Below are 16725 nucleotides of genomic sequence, written 5' to 3' on the forward strand. Positions count from 1 at the left end.
GGTGCCACGAAGGACCCTGACCGTGTTTCGTCCGCCTGTGTCAGGTCTCTTCCTCCATCCGGATCGAATCCCTCAGATCCTGGAAGGCTTTGCTCGTATCGTTTCTGTTCATCTCCAGCAGGGCCCGGGCGATCGCATCGAGTTTGCGCTGGACCGCGTGCTCGGCGCGCATTTCGGCGTTCTTCAGCAGCGCGAGCAGCAGTAGCGTCACCGCGGTCATGGACTCGCCCGCCAGCAACAGCAGTTCGATGGGGAGGTGCGCGGCGTGGGCGGCGACGAAGAAGCCGACCAGGAGCAAGCAGATGAGGAAGAAGGCCGGGGAGCTGGTGAAGTAGGAGGCGTACTCCGCGAACTGCTCGAACCGGCCGCGCCGGGGGCCGCCGCGGTGAACGGGACTCTTGAAGGTCATGGGTGAGCCTTACCCCGCCCCGGGAACCGGCGGACCGGGCCGCACCTCGGCAGGCCCGGCCGTCGGCGCGTCGCCTGCTACTTAACGTTCATATTATGTAACAGTCTGCGCATGATCTTGCAGCAGAACACCGAAATGGCCACCAGCCGTCACGGTCGTCGCCGGGGGGTCCGGACGGCACTGCTCCTGCTCACGACCACCGCCGCACTCGCCGGCGGACCGGCGGCGACCGCCCTCCCCTCCCGGGCGCTCACCCCGGACTGGGACGCCATCGCCCGGTGCGAGTCCGGCGGCAACTGGAGGGCCAACACCGGCAACGGGTACTACGGCGGGCTGCAGTTCCGCCAGTCCAGCTGGATCGCGGCCGGGGGCCTGAAGTACGCCCGCCGCGCCGACCTGGCCACGCGCGCCGAGCAGATCGCCGTGGCCCGGCGGCTGTCCATCCTGCAGGGCATGTCGGCCTGGGCCTGCGCCTGAGATCCGGCCGCGGGCCCGCATGCCGGTGCGGATCCGGCCCACAGGCGCCTCCTGTCCGCCTGGTGAGATTTCGTTCACCGAACGGCAGACGCCCCGTCGCCCCGACGTTCGCCCTGCAGGGCGGAGGATGGAAGTCGGTAATGACCTGAATTTCCGGACAAGGTCGGTTTCGGTGGTCCCGGTGAAGGAACCCCGCCCGAAACCTGTCCGGCCGGGGTGTGACGGCGCCGGGTCGACGGCGTGAGGAGGATGCTGTGAACGCTGTGATGGAAAGCGTCCGGATACCCGCCGCCGGCGTGGAGCTGGAGGCGGACGTGGTGATACCGAAGGCGGCCAAGGGCGTGGTGCTGTTCGCGCACGGCAGCGGCAGCAGCCGCCACAGTCCACGCAACCGCTACGTCGCCGGAGAGCTGCAGACGGTGGGCCTGGGGACGGTCCTGGCCGACCTGCTCACCCGCCAGGAGGACGTCCTCGACGCCGTGACCGGTTCCCTGCGGTTCGACATCGGCGTCCTCTCGGCGCGGCTGGTCGACCTCTCCGACTGGCTCCAGAACTACGAGCCCACCATGCACCTCGGCCTCGGGCTCTTCGGCGCCAGTACGGGTGCGGCGGCGGCCCTGGTCGCCGCGGCGGCGCGGCAGGACACGGTCCGCGCGGTGGTCAGCCGTGGCGGCCGGCCGGATCTTGCGGGCAAGTCCCTGGAGCGGGTCGATCGGCCCACCTTGCTCATCGTCGGTGAGGCCGACCACCACGTGGTCGAGCTCAACCGCGAGGCGGCGCAGCGCATCCCCGGCGAAGTGCGGATCGAGGTGGTTCCCGGGGCCACCCACCTGTTCGAGGAGCCGGGAACCCTGGAGCAGGTGGCCCGGCTGGCCCGCGAGTGGTTCGAGCGCCATCTGGCCGACTGACCCGCGACGGACCGGTCCGCGAGCGGGGCAGGCGAGTCGGCGGGGCGAGGGCAACCCGCACGAGGTCCCTCAGCAGAGCACGGACAGCGCCCCGGGGAGCACTCTCGCGGTGACCGGAAGGACGGCCTCCACCTCGCCGTCGGCGCCGTAGGGCACCTCGCGGTCGGCCGCGATACGGATCTCCCTGCCCCGCAGGACGCGCACCTCGGGCCGGTCGACGTGCGTGCCCGACTTGAGTTCGTTCATCAGGGCGAAGAAGAGCCGGCGCGGTGCCTCCCGGATCATGACGACGTCGAGCAGACCGTCGTCGACGCGGGCGCCCGGGGCGATCATGCGACCGGATCCGTAGTACGCCGAGTTGGCCGCCACCACCGTGTACCCGCGGTGCGTGTGCTCCTCGCCGTCGACCGTGACGTGGTAGGTCGCGGCCCGCCAGGTGGTGACCGCCCGGAGCCCGCCGGCGTAGTAGGAGGCGGCCCCGCGCAGCAGCTTCGCCTGGTTGGCGTGGCGGTTGGCCAGCGCGTCGACACCGGCGTAGACGCTGCCCAGGACGACGGTGCGCGGGTGGACGGCCGACTCGACCTCGATGGTGTCGACGAGGCGTGGGGCGTTGTGGAGCAGGACGGGGGCCAGCTCGGACGGTTCGCTCGGCAGTCCCAGCGCGCGGGCGAAGTCGTTGCCGCGGCCGGCCGGGACCATGCCGAAGAGGGTGCCGGTGCCGCTGAGCGCCCCGCCGATTCCGCCCGCGATTCCGTCGCCGCCGACGGCGAGGACCACGCGTTGCCGCGCCCCCGCCTCCCGGGCCAGCTCCTGTGCGTGGGCCAGGCTGCGGCTGTACTCGGTCTCCAGCTCGGCCCCCGCCTCCCGGAGCAGCCGCGCCACCTGGAGCAGCGCCGCGGCCCCGGTGGATCCGCCCGCGGTGGGGTTGACGATGGCCGTGAACTGTCGCATCGGTGGGCCTCCGGGGCGGAAGAGGTGTGGGTGGCGAGGGGCGGACGGTCAGTCGAGGGGCAGGAGAACGCCGGGGTTGAGCAGGCCCGACGGGTCCAGGCGTCGTTTGACGGCGCGCAGGGCCTCGATGCCGAGGGGTCCGGCCTCGCGGACGTACCAGTCGCGGTGGTCGGTCCCCACACCGTGGTGGTGGCTAATGGTGCCACCCGCGGCGAGAATCGCCTCGTTCGCGGCGTGCTTGGCGGGAGCCCAGTGCGCGACCGGGTCGTCGCCCTGGGCCGAGACCACGGTGAAGTACAGGGAGGCACCGTTCTCGTAGACGTGCGAGATGTGGCACATCACCAGCGGTGGGGTGCCGGCCTCGGTGAGCGTGGCGGTGAGCGCCTCGCGGACGCAGGCGTACAGCTCGGGGATGCGGGACCAGAACGCGGCGGTCTCCAGGGTCTCGGCGAACGCGCCCGCGTCCAGGAGGGAGTCGCGCAGGTACGGCGCCGAGTAGCGGCCCTCCGCCCAGCGCTCCCCCGGACCCTTGCCGACGTATGTGCCGCCGCAGTCGCGCAGGACGGCGGCGGCCCGCTCCCTGCGGTGCGCGGTCTCCTCCGCGGTCCCCTCGTGGCCGGTGATCGCCAGGCACCCGGCCGACTGCTGCGCGCCCGGGCCGCCGATGGCGTCGGGCTGGGCGAGGCCGATCAGCGTCTCGGTCTCGTCGGACAGCCGCAGTACGGTCGGCCGCGGCCCGTCCTGGGCGAGGCGGCGCAGGGCGGCGGCCCCCTCCTCGAAGGAGGCGAACTGCCAGCCCTCGTAGAGGCGGGTCTCCGGAAGGGGGCGCACGCGCACGGTCACCGAGGTGATGACGCCGAAGGCCCCCTCGGAGCCGAGGACGAGCTGGCGCAGGTCCGGCCCGGCCGCCGAGCGCGGGGCCCGGCCGACGTCGACCGTGCCCTCGGGCGTGGCCAGGGTGAGGCCGAGCACCATCTCGTCGAAGCGGCCGTAGCCGGCGGACGCCTGCCCGCTGGAGCGGGCGGCGGCGAACCCGCCGATGGTGGCCCACTCGTAGGACTGGGGGAAGTGGCCGAGGGTGAAGCCGTGTTCGGCCAGGAGCGCCTCGGCGTGCGGGGCGCGCAGCCCGGGTTGCAGGGTGGCGGTGCGGGAGACGGGGTCGAGGGCGAGCAGGCCGTCCATGCGGCGCAGGTCGAGGGCGACGAAGGGGCGCCGCCGCTCGGGGGCGAGGCCGCCGACGACGGACGTGCCGCCGCCGAACGGCACCAGGGCCAGGCCGTGTTCGGCGCAGGCGCCCAGCACGGCGAGGACGTCGTCGTGTCCGGCGGGGAGCACCACCGCCGCCGGGACGTCGTCGGCGTCGCCGCAGCGGATCCGCAGCAGGTCGGGGGTGGACTTGCCGCGGGTGTGACGGATCCGGGTCTCCGTGTCCGTGCGGACGTACGCCTCGTCGCCGACCGCGTCGAGCAGCGCCCGGCGGGCGGCGGGGCTCAGCGGTGACTCGGGGACGCGGATCTCTTCCAGGGCGACCGGTTCGCCCCCGCGGGGCTCGACCCCGAGCAGATCGCGCAGCAGCCCGATCACCGTGTCGGGCAGCGGTGCGGCCTTGGCCGGGTCGCCCCAGCCGCTCCACAGCATGTCCATGGGGGTTCCTCACCGGTCGTGTCGAAGGGTGCCGTGCTGTTCGCGGTCCCGCGGAGATGGCCTGCGTGGCCGCACGGGGCGTTACACTGTGACACATGACGCCTATTCGTCACAACAGCTCGGACGGCTCCGGCGGCTCGGGAGGTTCCGACAGCGATCCGGTGCTCGACGCCGTGCGCGACTGCGTCCTCGCCGTCGGCGTCCGCCGCACCACCCTCACCGACGTGGCCCGCCGCGCCGGCGTCTCCCGGATGACCCTGTACCGGCGCTGGCCCGACGTGCGGTCCCTGGTCGGCGACCTGATGACCCGCGAGTGGGTCGCGGTGGCCACGGGGGCGATGCCCGAGCGCCGGCCCGACACGGCCACGCGCACGCTGATCGTCGACGGACTGGTGGCCGGCGTGCAGGCGTTCCGGGCCCATCCGCTCTTCCTCAAGATCGTCGACGTGGACCCCGAACTGCTCCTCCCCTACGTGCTGGACCGGCGCGGGGCCAGCCAGGAGGCGCTCCTCGCACTGCTCACCGACGCCCTGCGCGAAGGGCACGCCGACGGCTCGGTACGCGCCGGTCACCCCGAGCGGCAGGCCCGGGCGCTGCTCCTCGTCGTGCAGTCCTTCACCCTGTCGCTGCGCACGATGACCGACGAGGCCGACCCGGACCTGGCTCCCGCGGCCTTTCTCGCGGAACTGCGGACCATCCTGGAGAGGACCCTGACGCCATGAGCCCCCACACCAGCCCGGCCGTTCCCGCACACCCGGCCCCGGGATCCTCCCTGACCGCCGCCCGGCGCTCGCGCGAACTCGCCGAGGCCCTCGGCGGTGCGACGGTGGACGTCCTGGTCGTCGGCCTCGGCGCGACCGGCGCCGGGGTCGCCCTGGACGCAGCGGCCCGCGGTCTGTCCGTCGCCGCCGTCGACGCCCACGACCTCGCCTTCGGCACCTCCCGCTGGAGCTCCAAGCTCATCCACGGCGGCCTGCGCTACCTCGCCTCCGCACAGCTCGACGTCGCCCACGAGAGCGCGGTCGAGCGCGGTGTGCTGATGGAACGCACCGCTCCGCACCTGGTCGGCGCCCAGCCCTTCGTCCTGCCCCTCACCCCGCTCGTCTCCCGCGGCCAGGCCGCCCTGGCCTGGGCCGGTTTCCGTGCGGGCGACGGCCTGCGCCTGGCCGCGCGCACGGCCCGCGCCACCCTGCCGGCACCGCGTCGGCTGTCCGTCGTGGAGACCCGCCACCTCGCCCCCGCACTGCGTGGGACCGGGCTCCGCGGCGGCCTGCTGTCCTGGGACGGCCGGCTGACCGACGACGCCCGCCTGGTCACCGCGATCGCCCGCACGGCGGCGGCACGCGGCGCCCGCGTCCTGACCCGGGTGCGGGCGCTGGAGCTCACCGGATCCGGGGCGCGGGTACGCGACGAACTCACCGGCGAGGAGGGCGAGATCCGGGCGCGTGCCGTGATCAACGCGTCCGGGGTGTGGGCCGGCGGCCTGGTGGAGGGCATTCGCGTACGGCCCTCGCGCGGCACCCACCTCGTGCTGCGGTCCGACCGCCTCGGTCCGCTGCCCGCCGGACTGCACATCCCGGTCCCCGGGGAGACCAACCGCTTCGTCCTCGTCCTGCCGCAGGGCGACGGCCGGGTCTACGTCGGGCTCACCGACGAGCCCGTCGACGGAGACATCCCGGACGTTCCCGAGGTTCCCGAGACCGACATCGGCTTCCTGCTCGACGTGCTGAGCTCCGCGCTCGACGTCCCGGTCCACCGGGAGGACGTGGTGGGTGCCTTCGCCGGCCTGCGCCCCCTGCTGGACACCACTGCGGCGGCCGGGAACGGCCAGGCCCCCCGCACCGCCGACATCTCCCGCAGGCACGCGGTGCTCACCTCGCCGGACGGCGTGATCACCGTGGTGGGCGGCAAGCTCACCACCTACCGGAGGATGGCCGAGGACGCCGTCGACGCCGCCGTCGCCAGGCACCGCCTCGCCGTCGGCGCCTCTCCGACGGCCTCCCTCCCCCTCGTCGGGGCCGCACCGCCGCACGTGCTCGCCGCGCTCCGGGCGCCCCGCCGCCTGGTCCGGCGGTACGGCACCGAGGCACCGGCCGTGCACGCCCTCGGCGGGCGGGACCAACGGCTGTCCGAACCGGTGCTGGAGGGTCATCCCGTCACCCGCGCGGAGCTCGTGTGGGCCGTGCGTCACGAGGGTGCGCTGGACGCGGCGGACCTCCTCGACCGGCGCACGCGCATCGGCCTGGTCCCGGGCGACCGGGCCACGGCGCTGGCCACCGCCCAGGAGGTGGTGGGCGAGACGCTGGGGGCCCGGTGAGCCTGCCGTGGCACACGCGGCGCGGGGACCCGGGCGACGGGTGAGCGGGCCGGCGTAGCGGCGCCGGGGCCGGTGGGACGGCGCCGCGCGGGACGCGTCGCGGGCGGTGTCGGGCGGCCGGGGCCGGTCCCGGTTCAGGCGGCCAGCGCCGGTCCCGGTTCGAGGCGGGCCAGGAGCTGGGCGTGGTGCAGGTCCGCCACCGGGGCCGCGAGATCGGGGTGGCGCAGCAGTGCGGCCGCCCGGCTGTCGTGCTCGTCCGGTGTGACCAGGCGGCGGAAGTCCACCGGCGTACCCGCCGTGTGATCGTCACCGGCGACCGCGGCCACCGCCCGTTCCGCCAGTTCGGGGTCGACGAGCAGGCAGACGGCCCAGCTCGCCACGACCTCGTCCACCCATGTGCGCCAGGCGTACGCCTCCGGGTCGTCGTCCCCGGCACCGTCCGCGCCGGTGATCCAGTCCAGGCGGGCGGAACCGCCGGGCCCGGACATGCCGACCAGGGCGGCGTCCATGGACGTCGGGTAGCGCAGCCGTGCCGCGACCGTCACTGCCTGGCGGGCCTGCATCTCGCACAGGACATTGGCCATGGCGCCGCCGGAGGACGGGAACGCCGCGGTCAGCCACTGGGCGGTCGCCGCGATGAGCGGGGAGAGGTCTTCGAGCACTGGCGAACCGTTCGAGCTGTGGGACGGACGAACCGTTGGACGGACAAAAAGGACGCTCGAAACGGTAGCCCGTGACTCCCGGCGGCCATATGGCCCAGGCCTCCTCCGGGACGTGGCTTCGGCCACACTTCGGAGAAGGCCCGGGATGGCAGTCCGTGCGAGGAAGGTGGCAGTCGGTGCCGAGACGGGTGTGCCCGGGTCTGACGGCGCAGGTCAGACGGCGGGGGTGAAACGGTCCCAGACACGGTGGGCGCCCAGGAGTTCGGTGAGCTGGTCCAAGGCGGAGGTGCCGCTGTCGCCGACGATCACGCCGGGGGCGTCGGCGGGCACTCCCGCGGCCTCCAGGGCCGCCTCGGCGCCCTTCCAGGCACCGATGGCCTTGCCGTGCCGGAAGGCCTCGGACACCAGCAGACTCACGCGGGGGTCGTGCGCGGCCTGCCCTGCGGCGCCGGGTCCGGCCGCGGAGCCGAGCCCGGCCTTGGCGTCGCGGGCGCCGTACGCGTCGCTGCCCACCCCCGGCGGGCCGGCCAGCAGCAGCGCGTCGAACTCGACCGACCGCGCGGTGGCGTAGGTGCGCTGCACCGTCAGGGCGCGGTTGCTCCCGTCGAGGGTGCCGCCGGCCGGTGCCACGACGAGCGGAACCATGCCTGCGGCCAGCACGGCCTCGCGCACGGCCCGCACACCGTCCAGGTCGCCGTCCGGGCCGGTGACGATGCCGATGACCCGACCGTCCGTGGGCCAGGTCCGGCCGACCTGGGAGAGTGCCGGGCTCGGCTCGACCTCGGCCAGGGGCACGGTCGGCTCCGGCGCCGTCAGTCCGAGTCCGGCGGCGACCTGCGCGCACAGCTCGGCGTCGATGTTGGCCAGGACCTGCAGCGCCCGCTCCTTGACCGCCTGCTCGTAGCACTTGCCGAGTTCGAAGGTGTACGCACCGATGATGTGCTCGCGCTCCACCGCGGTCATACTCAGCCAGAACCGGCGGGGCTGGCTGAAGTGGTCCGCGAACGACTCGGGCGCCTCACGCACCTTGCTCGCCTCCGGCACGCGCACGGGTGCCTCGACGTACGCGCCCGTGTCCGCCCCGGCGGCGAACGGGCAGCCGCCGTCGAGGGAGTTGGGCCGGTAGGGGGCGGCTCCCCGGTGCACGGCCGTCTGGTGCATGCCGTCGCGCAGCATGTCGTTGACCGGCGCGTGGGGACGGTTGATGGGCAGTTGCGGGAAGTTGGGCCCGCCCAGGCGGGTGATCTGGGTGTCCAGGTAGGAGAACAGGCGCCCGGCGAGCAGCGGGTCGTCGGTGATGTCGATGCCGGGGACGAGGTGACCGACGTGGAAGGCCACCTGCTCGGTCTCGGCGAAGAAGTTGGAGGGGTTGCGGTTGAGGGTCAGCAGCCCGATCGGCTGCACGGGGGCGAGCTCCTCGGGGACGATGTTCGTCGGGTCCAGCAGGTCGATGCCCTCGAAGGTCTGGTCGGGCGTGTCGGGGAAGGTCTGGATGCCGAACTCCCACTGGGGGTACGCGCCCGCCTCGATGGCGTCGGCGAGGTCCCGGCGGTGGAAGTCCGGATCCACGCCGTTGATGATCTGCGCCTCCTCCCACACCAGGGAGTGCACGCCCAGCTTCGGCTTCCAGTGGAACTTCACCAGCGTGGTCTTCCCCTCGGCGTCGACCAGGCGGAAGGTGTGGACGCCGAAGCCCTCCATCGTCCGGAACGAGCGGGGGATGCCCCGGTCGGACATGTTCCACAGGGTGTGGTGGGTGGCCTCGGTGTGCAGCGTGACGAAGTCCCAGAAGGTGTCGTGGGCGCTCTGAGCCTGGGGGATCTCCCGGTCCGGGTGCGGTTTGCCCGCGTGGATGACGTCGGGGAACTTGATGGCGTCCTGGATGAAGAAGACGGGGATGTTGTTACCGACCAGGTCGAAGACGCCCTCGCCGGTGTAGAACTTGGTAGCGAATCCCCGGGTGTCGCGCACGGTGTCGGAGGATCCCCGGGAGCCCAGCACCGTGGAGAAGCGTACGAACACCGGCGTCTCGACGCCCTTGGCGAGGAACGCGGCCTTGGTCACCGAGGCCGCCGTGCCGTAGCTCTTGAAGACACCGTGCGCCGCCGCGCCCCGGGCATGGACCACGCGCTCGGGGATGCGCTCGTGGTCGAAGTGCATGACCTTCTCGCGCAGGTGGTGGTCCTGCAGCAGCACAGGGCCGCGCGGGCCGGCCTTGAGCGAGTGGTCGGTGTCGTACAGCCGGGCGCCCTGGGCGGTGGTCAGGTAGGGCCCGGCCTGGGCCACCCGCCCCTGGTCCGCGCCGGTCGGCTGTCCCGTCGGCGAATAGGTGTCGGGCCCGCTCTGGTCCCGCTTCGGCGGCAGGGGCTCGTGGGGCTCCGTGGGCTCCGCGACGGACGGCGACCGGGGCCCCGGCTTCCCGGGGATGCCCCCCTCCGGTCCCGCACCGTCGCCGTGCACCGTTTCGCTGATCTTCTGGGCTGCCTGCTTGATGGGGTTGGCCTCGGCCATCGGTGGCGTCCTTCCGCTCGGGCAACAGCCCCACCCGCGTACCCGTGCGCGGGCAACCGAGGCATGCGGACGCCGGCACCTCCGGGGCCAGCCGGGCACCCGGTCCACTGCGACGTCGTGGTCGCCGACACGTCGTCGCCCGACCAGGCGGAGGACCTCGCATGATCCGGGTCGCAGCCGTCGGGGACATCCACATGGCACCCGAGACCCAGGGCAGTCTCCGCCCCGCCTTCGAGGAACTGCCCGAGTGTGCCGACGTCCTGCTGCTGGCCGGGGACCTCACCCGGCACGGCACGCCGGAGGAGGCCCGGGTGGTGGCGCGGGAGGTCAAGGGCCTGGCGGTCCCGGTGGTCGCGGTCCTCGGCAACCACGACCACCACGACGAACGTCCGCAGAAGGTCACCGCCATCCTGGAGGACGCGGGCGCCCAGGTCCTGGAGGGACGCGGAGTCGTGGTGCCCTGCGGCGGGGCGCGCGTCGGCGTGGCCGGCACCAAGGGGTTCGGCGGCGGTTTCGTCGGCCGCAGTGCCGGGGAGTTCGGCGAGCCGCTCATGAAGGCGTTCGTCCGGGACACCCGGCACAGCGCCGACGCCCTGCGGACCTCGCTGCAGCAGCTGGCCGAGCAGGGCTGCGACGTACGGATCGCCCTGACCCACTACTCGCCCGTGCCCGACACGCTCGCGGGCGAGCCCCTGGAGATCTATCCGTTCCTCGGCAGCTATCTGCTGGCCGAGGCCATCGACACGGCCGGCGCCGACCTCGCGGTGCACGGGCACGCGCACGCCGGCACGGAGAACGGCATGACCAGCGGCGGTGTGCGGGTGCGCAACGTGGCGCAGCCGGTGATCGGGCGCGCCTTCCACGTCTACCACCTGCACGCCCGCGAGCCGCTGGCGGCCGGCGCGCCCACCGACAGCTCCGGCTGACGCCGCGGCCGACCACGCGCTCCCGCTCCGGACATCGGTCCACGGCGGGCCGGGGGCCCGGTGGGGCGATCCCCGGCACCGTCCCGCCGGTACGCATTTCGCTTGCGGTCACCCGCGCGTCACGCGGGACGGGGACACCGCTGGCGTCCCCCCTCGTCCCCCCTCGCCCCCCCTCGTCCCACATCGCCTCGCAGGCCCCCGGTACATCGCTTGGCGCGCTGCGGAAGGACGGCGCGCCGTGTCCACAGTCCCGTCCGACGCGGCCGCGCTGCCCGCGCGCGCCCCCGCGGTGTGGCCGCCCTCGGCGGCACGCGCCGTCCGCGTCGCCCTGTGTCTGCTTCCGCTCCTGGTCATCGGCGCCTGGTCGGTGGCCCACCGGCCCGTCATGTACGAGGGTGCCGCCCGGCTGAGGTCGGCAGACCCCGGGTGGCTGCCGGCCGGCGCCGGCATCACCTTCCTCGGCTGGGTGGCCGCCGCCTGCTCCCGGCAGGGAGCCGTGCCGGAGCGGCTGCCGCCGGGGCCGCTGCTCGCCTCGCAGATCGCCGCCGGGGCCGCGAACCACGTGCTGCCCGCCAGTATCGGCGCGCACGCCGTCACCCTGCGCTTCCTGCAGCGCCACGGCGTTCCGCTCGCCCGGGCCACCGCCTCGCTGGCCCTGTACTCGCCGGCCAGGCCGGTCGCGAAGACGCTCGTACTCCTGGTGTTCCTGGCAGCCTCTCCGGACCTGCTGCGGTTCGGTCAACTGGTCTCCGATGCAAGGACGTTGCGCCTGGTAGTCGCGGCGGTGCTCGTCTCGGCCGGTCTCGCCGCCCTGCTGCTGACGGTCGCCCGCGGGCTGCGCGGCCCGGTGGTCCGAGTGGTCCGCACCGCCCTGACCGACGCGCGACTGCTGCACACCAGGCCCAGCCGCGTGCTCGCCCTGTGGGGCGGGGCGGCCGCCTTCCCGGTGATCCAGGCGAGCGTGATCGCCGCCGTCGGAGACTCCCTCGGCCTGCCGCTCACCTGGGCGCAGGTGGTCTTCGCGTATCTCGCCGCCAGGTACCGCGGCCGGGGCGATCCCCGCCCCGGGCGGCATCGGTCCCGTGGACGGCGCGCTGGTGTTCACCCTCGTCCTGTACGGCGCGCCGCTCGCCCTGGCCACCGCGACCGTCATCGGCTACCGCGTACTGACAGTGTGGCTGCCGCTGCTGCCCGGCGCGCTCCTGCTCTCGGCGCTGACGGCCGTCGAGCGGCGGCGGTGCCAGACGGTCCAGGGCAACAGCAGGGCTATGACCGCGAGTTCGAGGCCTGTCGACAGCCCCGGGACGATGGCGGTCGGGAGGCTGAGGAGCAGGGCGAACCGGGCGGCCGCCTCGGCCGTCAGGGCAGCCCCCCACACGGCGGTCTCCAGGCGCAGCGCGCGTTCGACTCGCGGCGAGGCGAATCTCGGGTGCGGGTGGAGCCGTTGGGAGAGACAGGCCAGCGCAGGGGTGCGCATGCCGCAGCTGGCGAGGAAGACGAGGCCGGCCAGGGCGCTGGTGGCCGGATCACGGGCGAGCAGGACGCGTTCGTCACGGGCGAGCAGTGCCATGATCAGCATCAGTGCGTAGCTGCAGAGCATGAGGGCGTTCAGCCCGTCGATCCGCCGTCTGCGGGCCGTCGTCCAGGCGAGGCGGGTGCCCGCGGCCGCGGTGGCGGCGAACAGGGAGGCGGTGATGCTCGAGCCCAGTGCCTGTGCGCCGTAGAAGACACCCGGTGACAGGCCTAGGTCGAGCAGGAGGCCCAGGCGGCCGGCCCGGCCGGGGCCGTGTCCGGAGCCCGCCCGGCTCCGCACGTCCGGGCGCACGTCCGGCTCGGCGCGTGCGCCGGATGCCGAGTGCGCCGGGCCGGTCCTCCCAGCGGTGCCGGGCGACAGAGCCCTCTGCGTGACCCCGGTGCCGCTCGGGTGAGCCACGGCCTCGCTGCTTCCTTCGAGCCGATTCGCGTCCATGTTGCGAGGCTATGGAGCACGCACGGCCTCGTGATCAACCCGGGAGCGGAGAGGCGGGTGGATTTCTCGCCGCGCACCGCTCCACCCCCGGGTGGGGGCGCGGCCGCCAGTTGTCCGGCGACACACCGATGACGGCGTGCGCGCCCCCGGCGTAGAGGACTTCTCGCAGCAGGGTGGGCATCCGATCGTCCTCGTATCGTCCTCGTATCGTCCTCGTACGCTGGGCCCGTGCACATCTGTTTCGTCTGCAGCGGGAACATCTGCCGCTCGCCGTCAGCGGCGCTGGTGTTCACCGGGCACCTGCGCCGAGCGGGGCTGGACGGTGCGGTGCGGGTGAGCAGCGCGGGCATCGGGCCCTGGCACGTCGGCAGGCCCATCGACGAGCGGGCCGCCAAGGTGCTCGTGCGGCACGGCTACCCGGCGGAGCACATCGCCGCGCAACTGGGCACCGAGCACCTGGACGCCGACCTGTTCCTGGCGATGGACCGCGGTCACGAACAGGAATTGCGGCACCACGTCCACGCCCCGTCCCGGGTGCGGCTGCTGCGGTCCTTCGATCCGGAGGCGACCGGCGACCTGGACGTGCCGGATCCGTACTACGGCGGCCCGGAGGAGTTCGACGAGGTGCTGGACATGATCGAGGCCGCCATGCCCGGCCTGCTCGCCTGGGTGCGCGAGCGCCTCCCCTCGTGAACGGCCCCGGGCCGACCGGTCCCGGCGAGGGCCCGGGTGCCGTGGCGGCCCGTTTGACCGGGCGCCGGGCGACCGGTGAGCGCCCACTGTCCGCGGCGCTCACCGAGGTCACCCTCGACGGCGGACACGTGGTGGTGGTCAAGCGCGGCGACGATCCCGGCGCCGTGCGCGCCGAGGCCGCGGGGCTGCGCTGGCTCGCCGGGACGCACACCGTACGGGTCCCCGCGGTGCACGGCCACGAGGGGCGCTGGCTGGTGACGTACCGGGTCCCGTCCGGGCAGCCGGATGCGCGGGCGGCGGTTCGGTTCGGCCGCGATCTGGCCGCGCTGCACGCGGCCGGCGCGCCCGCGTTCGGGTCCCCGCCGCCGGGCGGCCCGGAGGAGGCACGCATCGGCCTGGCCCCGATGCGGAACGTTGCGGGCAGCGACTGGCCGCGCTGGTACGCCGACCACCGGGTGCTGCCCTACCTGCGCCGCGCCGTCGACGAGGGCACCCTGCGCCGCACCGAGGCGGGCGAGATCGAACGCGTCCTGGAACGGCTGCCCGAGCTGGCCGGCCCCGCCGAACCGCCGGCACGGCTGCACGGCGACCTGTGGAACGGCAACGTGCTGTGGGGCGCCGACGGGCGGGCCTGGCTGATCGACCCGGCCGCGCACGGCGGGCACCGGGAGACCGACCTGGCGATGCTCCGGCTGTTCGGCTGCCCGTACCTGGAGCGGGTGCTGGAGGGGTACCAGGAGGCGGCTCCGCTCGCCGCGGGCTGGGCCGACCGCATCGGGCTGCACCAGCTCTTCCCGCTGCTGGTGCACACGGTGCTGTTCGGACGGGGATACGCGGAGCAGGCGGTCGCGGCGGCCCGGAGCGCCTGCCCGTGACGTCCTGAGGGCGGTTGGCCCCGGCCCCGACGGGTGAGGACTACTCGTCCTCCTCCACCAGCCGGGCGAGATTGTCCAGGGCCATCCGGGTGCCCAGCGCGTTGTCCTCGCGGGGAACGGCGTCGGGGATGCCCTCGTGCACGATGACGATCTCGGTGCCTCCGTCGGCCTCGGTGAGGGAGGTCGTCATCGTCATGGCGCCCTGCAGCGCGGGGTCGTCGGTCTCGAACTCGCTCACCTCGACGACCAGTTGACCGGGCACCAGTCGTACGAAGCGGCCGTGGTAGGTGTCCGTGCGGGCATCCGACTTCCCGGTGCCGCTCGGCTCGCCGTGCCCGTCATGCCCCGCATGCCCGTCATGCCCGTCATGCCCGCCGTGCCCGTCATGCCCGCCGTGCCCGTCGTAGGTGAGGGACACGCGGAAGGCGCCCCCCTCCCGGGCGTCGAACGCGTGGACATGACCGGTCATGCCGTGGGGCACGCGCCAGCGCACCACCGCCTCCGGGTCGACGAGCGCCCGGTAGACCCGGGCCGGGGCCGCCTTCACGCGCCGGGAGACTCTCGTGGCGTACATGGTCGCACCGTACTGCTCGCGCGGCCGTGGCCGCATCGACGGCGCACGCACAACGGTCGGCGCCGAATGGCTGCGCACGGCGACGCACGCGGGACCCGAAGACCGCGCGGCCCGGCGCGGAGCACCGGACCGCGCGTGGTCACGGGGAGACGGGTCCGTACGCAGGTCCGCGGCCGCAACCGGACCGTGGCCGCGCTCCCGACCAGGACGCAACCGTGACCAGGGCCGCGCACAAACCCCGGCCAGGACCGCAACCGTGACCCGGCCCGGGGTCACACGTGCGGTCGCCGTCCCTTCTCCTGGTGCGGGAACGTCTGGTCCGCGCCGGGCAGCGTCGGCTTCGGCAGCGTCGCCACCTCCTCCTGCGCCTTTTGAAGCTGTTCGGCGGTGTCGTCCGGCAGCCGCGGCGGGACCGGGCGGGCGTCCGAGAAGCGGAAGGCGGAGGTGAAGTCGCCGAACGTCTCGCGCCGCCAGGCACTGATGTTCGGCTCCGCCACGCCCGTGAACCGCTCCAGGAACCGTAGCGCCGAGGTGTGGTCGAAGGCCTCGGTCGCCACCCAGCCACCCACCGTCCAGGGCGAGATGACGATCGCCGGGACGCGGAAGCCGCCGCCGACCGGCAGCCCCCTCACAAACTCCTCCGGCGTGCCGGTGGGCGGAATCGGCGGGGGCACGTGGTCGAACAGCCCGTCGTTCTCGTCGTAGTTGAGGATGAACGCGGTCTTCCGCCACACCTTCGGATTGGCGGCGATCGCCTCGATCTTCGAGGCCACGAAGTCGGCGCCGGCGGCCGGAAGGTAGTCCGGGTGCTCCGACTGGTAGCTGGTCGGCATGATCCACGACACGGCGGGCAGGCGGTCGGCCCGGGCGTCGTCCTCGAAGGTGCCCTCCGGCTGCGGGCGTACGCCGCGCTCGTGGAGGGCGGAGCCGGGCCGCGCGTTCCTGAACGTGGCGAACTGCTCCAGCATGTTGCAGCCGTAGTCGTCGTCCTGCTGGTACACCTTCCAGCTGATCCCGGCGGCCTGCAGCCGCTCGGCGTACGTCGTCCACCGGTAGGGCGTCGGCGCGGCGTTGCTGGTGACGGGGCCGCCCTTCGTGCCGCCGGGGTCGATGGTCCCGGTCATCCACATCAGGCGGTTCGGCCAGGTCGGGCCGAAGACCGAGCAGAAGTAGTTGTCGCAGACGGTGAAGGTCTCGGCGAGCGCGAACTGGAACGGGATGTCCTCGCGCGTGTAGTAGCCCATGACGTAGGGGCCGTTGACGCCGTCGGCCTTGCGGTGGGCCAGCAGCCACCGGTCCATCCTGCCGCCGTTCCAGGCCTCGTGCTGCACCGACCATGCGTGGCTCGTCGAGGGGATGGCCTGGGCACTGGACTTGTGGGTGTCGAGGTGGAAGGGCAGGAGGTAGCCCCTGGGATTCTTTGCGTCCGGCTGGTAGAAGACCGAACGTCCGTTGTCGAGCCGCAGCGCGTCCGGATCTCCGAATCCGCGGACGCCCGACAGGGTGCCGAAGTAGTGGTCGAACGATCTGTTCTCCTGCATCAGCAGGACGACGTGCTCGACGTCGCGCAGTGAGCTGTGCGCGGGGGGTGCGGCCGCGACGGCCTTCTGGACGCTCGGCGGGAGGAGGGAGGCGGCCGCGGCGCTGCCTAACGCGCCGACGGCCGAACCCAGGAGTCTACGACGTGTCAACTCGGCCATGGTTTCCTCTTCTTGACCGGGAGAAGGTCTCAGGCGTGCCGGCCGGCCCGGGTGAGGAACCGACCGCCGCTCCCTTCCTGCCCGTCCCGGCGGAGCGTTTCGGGGGATG

At 73.6% G+C, this 16725-nt stretch carries 15 protein-coding genes and 1 pseudogene; 8 read left to right on the forward strand and 8 right to left on the reverse strand.

The features are described 5' to 3' along the window. Nucleotides 1-40 precede the first annotated feature (40 nt). Complete coding sequence (locus AB0A61_RS13640) at nt 41-409, reverse strand: hypothetical protein (protein ID WP_361290987.1); 369 nt, start codon at nt 407-409, stop codon at nt 41-43. Between the two features lie 111 nt (nt 410-520). Here AB0A61_RS13640 and AB0A61_RS13645 point away from each other — a divergent pair, with 111 nt between their 5' ends. Next, a complete protein-coding gene (locus AB0A61_RS13645) occupies nt 521-886 on the forward strand; it encodes a transglycosylase family protein (protein ID WP_361290990.1) in 366 nt (121 codons plus the stop codon). Between the two features lie 254 nt (nt 887-1140). Beyond that, complete coding sequence (locus AB0A61_RS13650) at nt 1141-1794, forward strand: alpha/beta hydrolase (RefSeq protein WP_361290993.1); 654 nt, start codon at nt 1141-1143, stop codon at nt 1792-1794. Between the two features lie 69 nt (nt 1795-1863). Here the strand turns inward: AB0A61_RS13650 and AB0A61_RS13655 are convergent, their stop codons facing one another. Further along, nucleotides 1864-2745, reverse strand: coding sequence for a YegS/Rv2252/BmrU family lipid kinase (locus AB0A61_RS13655; RefSeq protein WP_361290996.1), 882 nt, complete (start codon nt 2743-2745; stop codon nt 1864-1866). Nucleotides 2746-2793: 48 nt separating this feature from the next. Next, nucleotides 2794-4389, reverse strand: a complete 1596-nt coding sequence (locus AB0A61_RS13660; protein WP_361290999.1) for an FAD-binding oxidoreductase — start codon at nt 4387-4389, stop codon at nt 2794-2796. A 95-nt stretch (nt 4390-4484) separates the two neighbouring features. Here AB0A61_RS13660 and AB0A61_RS13665 point away from each other — a divergent pair, with 95 nt between their 5' ends. Both AB0A61_RS13665 and AB0A61_RS13670 read left to right on the forward strand, forming a co-directional pair. Beyond that, nucleotides 4485-5111, forward strand: a complete 627-nt coding sequence (locus tag AB0A61_RS13665) for a helix-turn-helix domain-containing protein (RefSeq protein ID WP_361291002.1) — start codon at nt 4485-4487, stop codon at nt 5109-5111. Then, nucleotides 5108-6706 carry a glycerol-3-phosphate dehydrogenase/oxidase gene (locus AB0A61_RS13670; RefSeq protein WP_361291005.1) on the forward strand — a complete coding sequence of 533 codons (1599 nt, stop codon included), beginning with the start codon at nt 5108-5110 and terminating at the stop codon, nt 6704-6706. Before AB0A61_RS13665 ends, AB0A61_RS13670 begins: the two co-directional genes overlap by 4 nt. A gap of 134 nt (nt 6707-6840) precedes the next feature. On the opposite strand, the gene AB0A61_RS13675 is transcribed toward AB0A61_RS13670, so the two are convergent. Next, nucleotides 6841-7368 carry a hypothetical protein gene (locus tag AB0A61_RS13675; RefSeq protein WP_361291008.1) on the reverse strand — a complete coding sequence of 176 codons (528 nt, stop codon included), beginning with the start codon at nt 7366-7368 and terminating at the stop codon, nt 6841-6843. 213 nt (nt 7369-7581) lie between these two features. Continuing rightward, nucleotides 7582-9879, reverse strand: a complete 2298-nt coding sequence (locus AB0A61_RS13680; protein WP_361291011.1) for a catalase — start codon at nt 9877-9879, stop codon at nt 7582-7584. A gap of 161 nt (nt 9880-10040) precedes the next feature. Here AB0A61_RS13680 and AB0A61_RS13685 point away from each other — a divergent pair, with 161 nt between their 5' ends. Next, entirely contained in the window at nt 10041-10805 is a 765-nt protein-coding gene (locus AB0A61_RS13685) for a metallophosphoesterase (RefSeq protein ID WP_361291014.1), read from the forward strand. Between the two features lie 385 nt (nt 10806-11190). Next, a pseudogene (locus tag AB0A61_RS13690) lies at nt 11191-12022 on the forward strand (lysylphosphatidylglycerol synthase transmembrane domain-containing protein); the annotation flags it as partial. On the opposite strand, the gene AB0A61_RS13695 reads toward AB0A61_RS13690, so the two are convergent. Next, on the reverse strand, nt 11962-12774 hold the full coding sequence (locus AB0A61_RS13695; RefSeq protein ID WP_361291531.1) for a VC0807 family protein: 813 nt from the start codon (nt 12772-12774) through the stop codon (nt 11962-11964). The pseudogene AB0A61_RS13690 and the gene AB0A61_RS13695 sit on opposite strands and share 61 nt — an antisense overlap. Nucleotides 12775-13002: 228 nt before the next feature. On the opposite strand from AB0A61_RS13695, the gene AB0A61_RS13700 reads away from it, so the two are divergent. After that, nucleotides 13003-13467 carry a low molecular weight protein-tyrosine-phosphatase gene (locus AB0A61_RS13700; protein ID WP_361291017.1) on the forward strand — a complete coding sequence of 155 codons (465 nt, stop codon included), beginning with the start codon at nt 13003-13005 and terminating at the stop codon, nt 13465-13467. Nucleotides 13468-13508: 41 nt separating this feature from the next. Next, nucleotides 13509-14342 carry a fructosamine kinase family protein gene (locus tag AB0A61_RS13705; RefSeq protein WP_361291020.1) on the forward strand — a complete coding sequence of 278 codons (834 nt, stop codon included), beginning with the start codon at nt 13509-13511 and terminating at the stop codon, nt 14340-14342. A 40-nt stretch (nt 14343-14382) separates the two neighbouring features. On the opposite strand, the gene AB0A61_RS13710 is transcribed toward AB0A61_RS13705, so the two are convergent. Together AB0A61_RS13710 and AB0A61_RS13715 are read right to left on the reverse strand one after the other, a co-directional pair. Further along, nucleotides 14383-14916 (reverse strand): SRPBCC family protein, encoded by a 534-nt coding sequence (locus AB0A61_RS13710; protein ID WP_361291023.1) that lies wholly within the window; start codon nt 14914-14916, stop codon nt 14383-14385. A gap of 272 nt (nt 14917-15188) precedes the next feature. Then, a complete protein-coding gene (locus AB0A61_RS13715) occupies nt 15189-16616 on the reverse strand; it encodes an alkaline phosphatase family protein (RefSeq protein WP_361291026.1) in 1428 nt (475 codons plus the stop codon). Nucleotides 16617-16725: the final 109 nt, after the last annotated feature.

Source organism: Streptomyces sp. NPDC046197, from assembly GCF_040646295.1.
Taxonomy (GTDB): domain Bacteria; phylum Actinomycetota; class Actinomycetes; order Streptomycetales; family Streptomycetaceae; genus Streptomyces.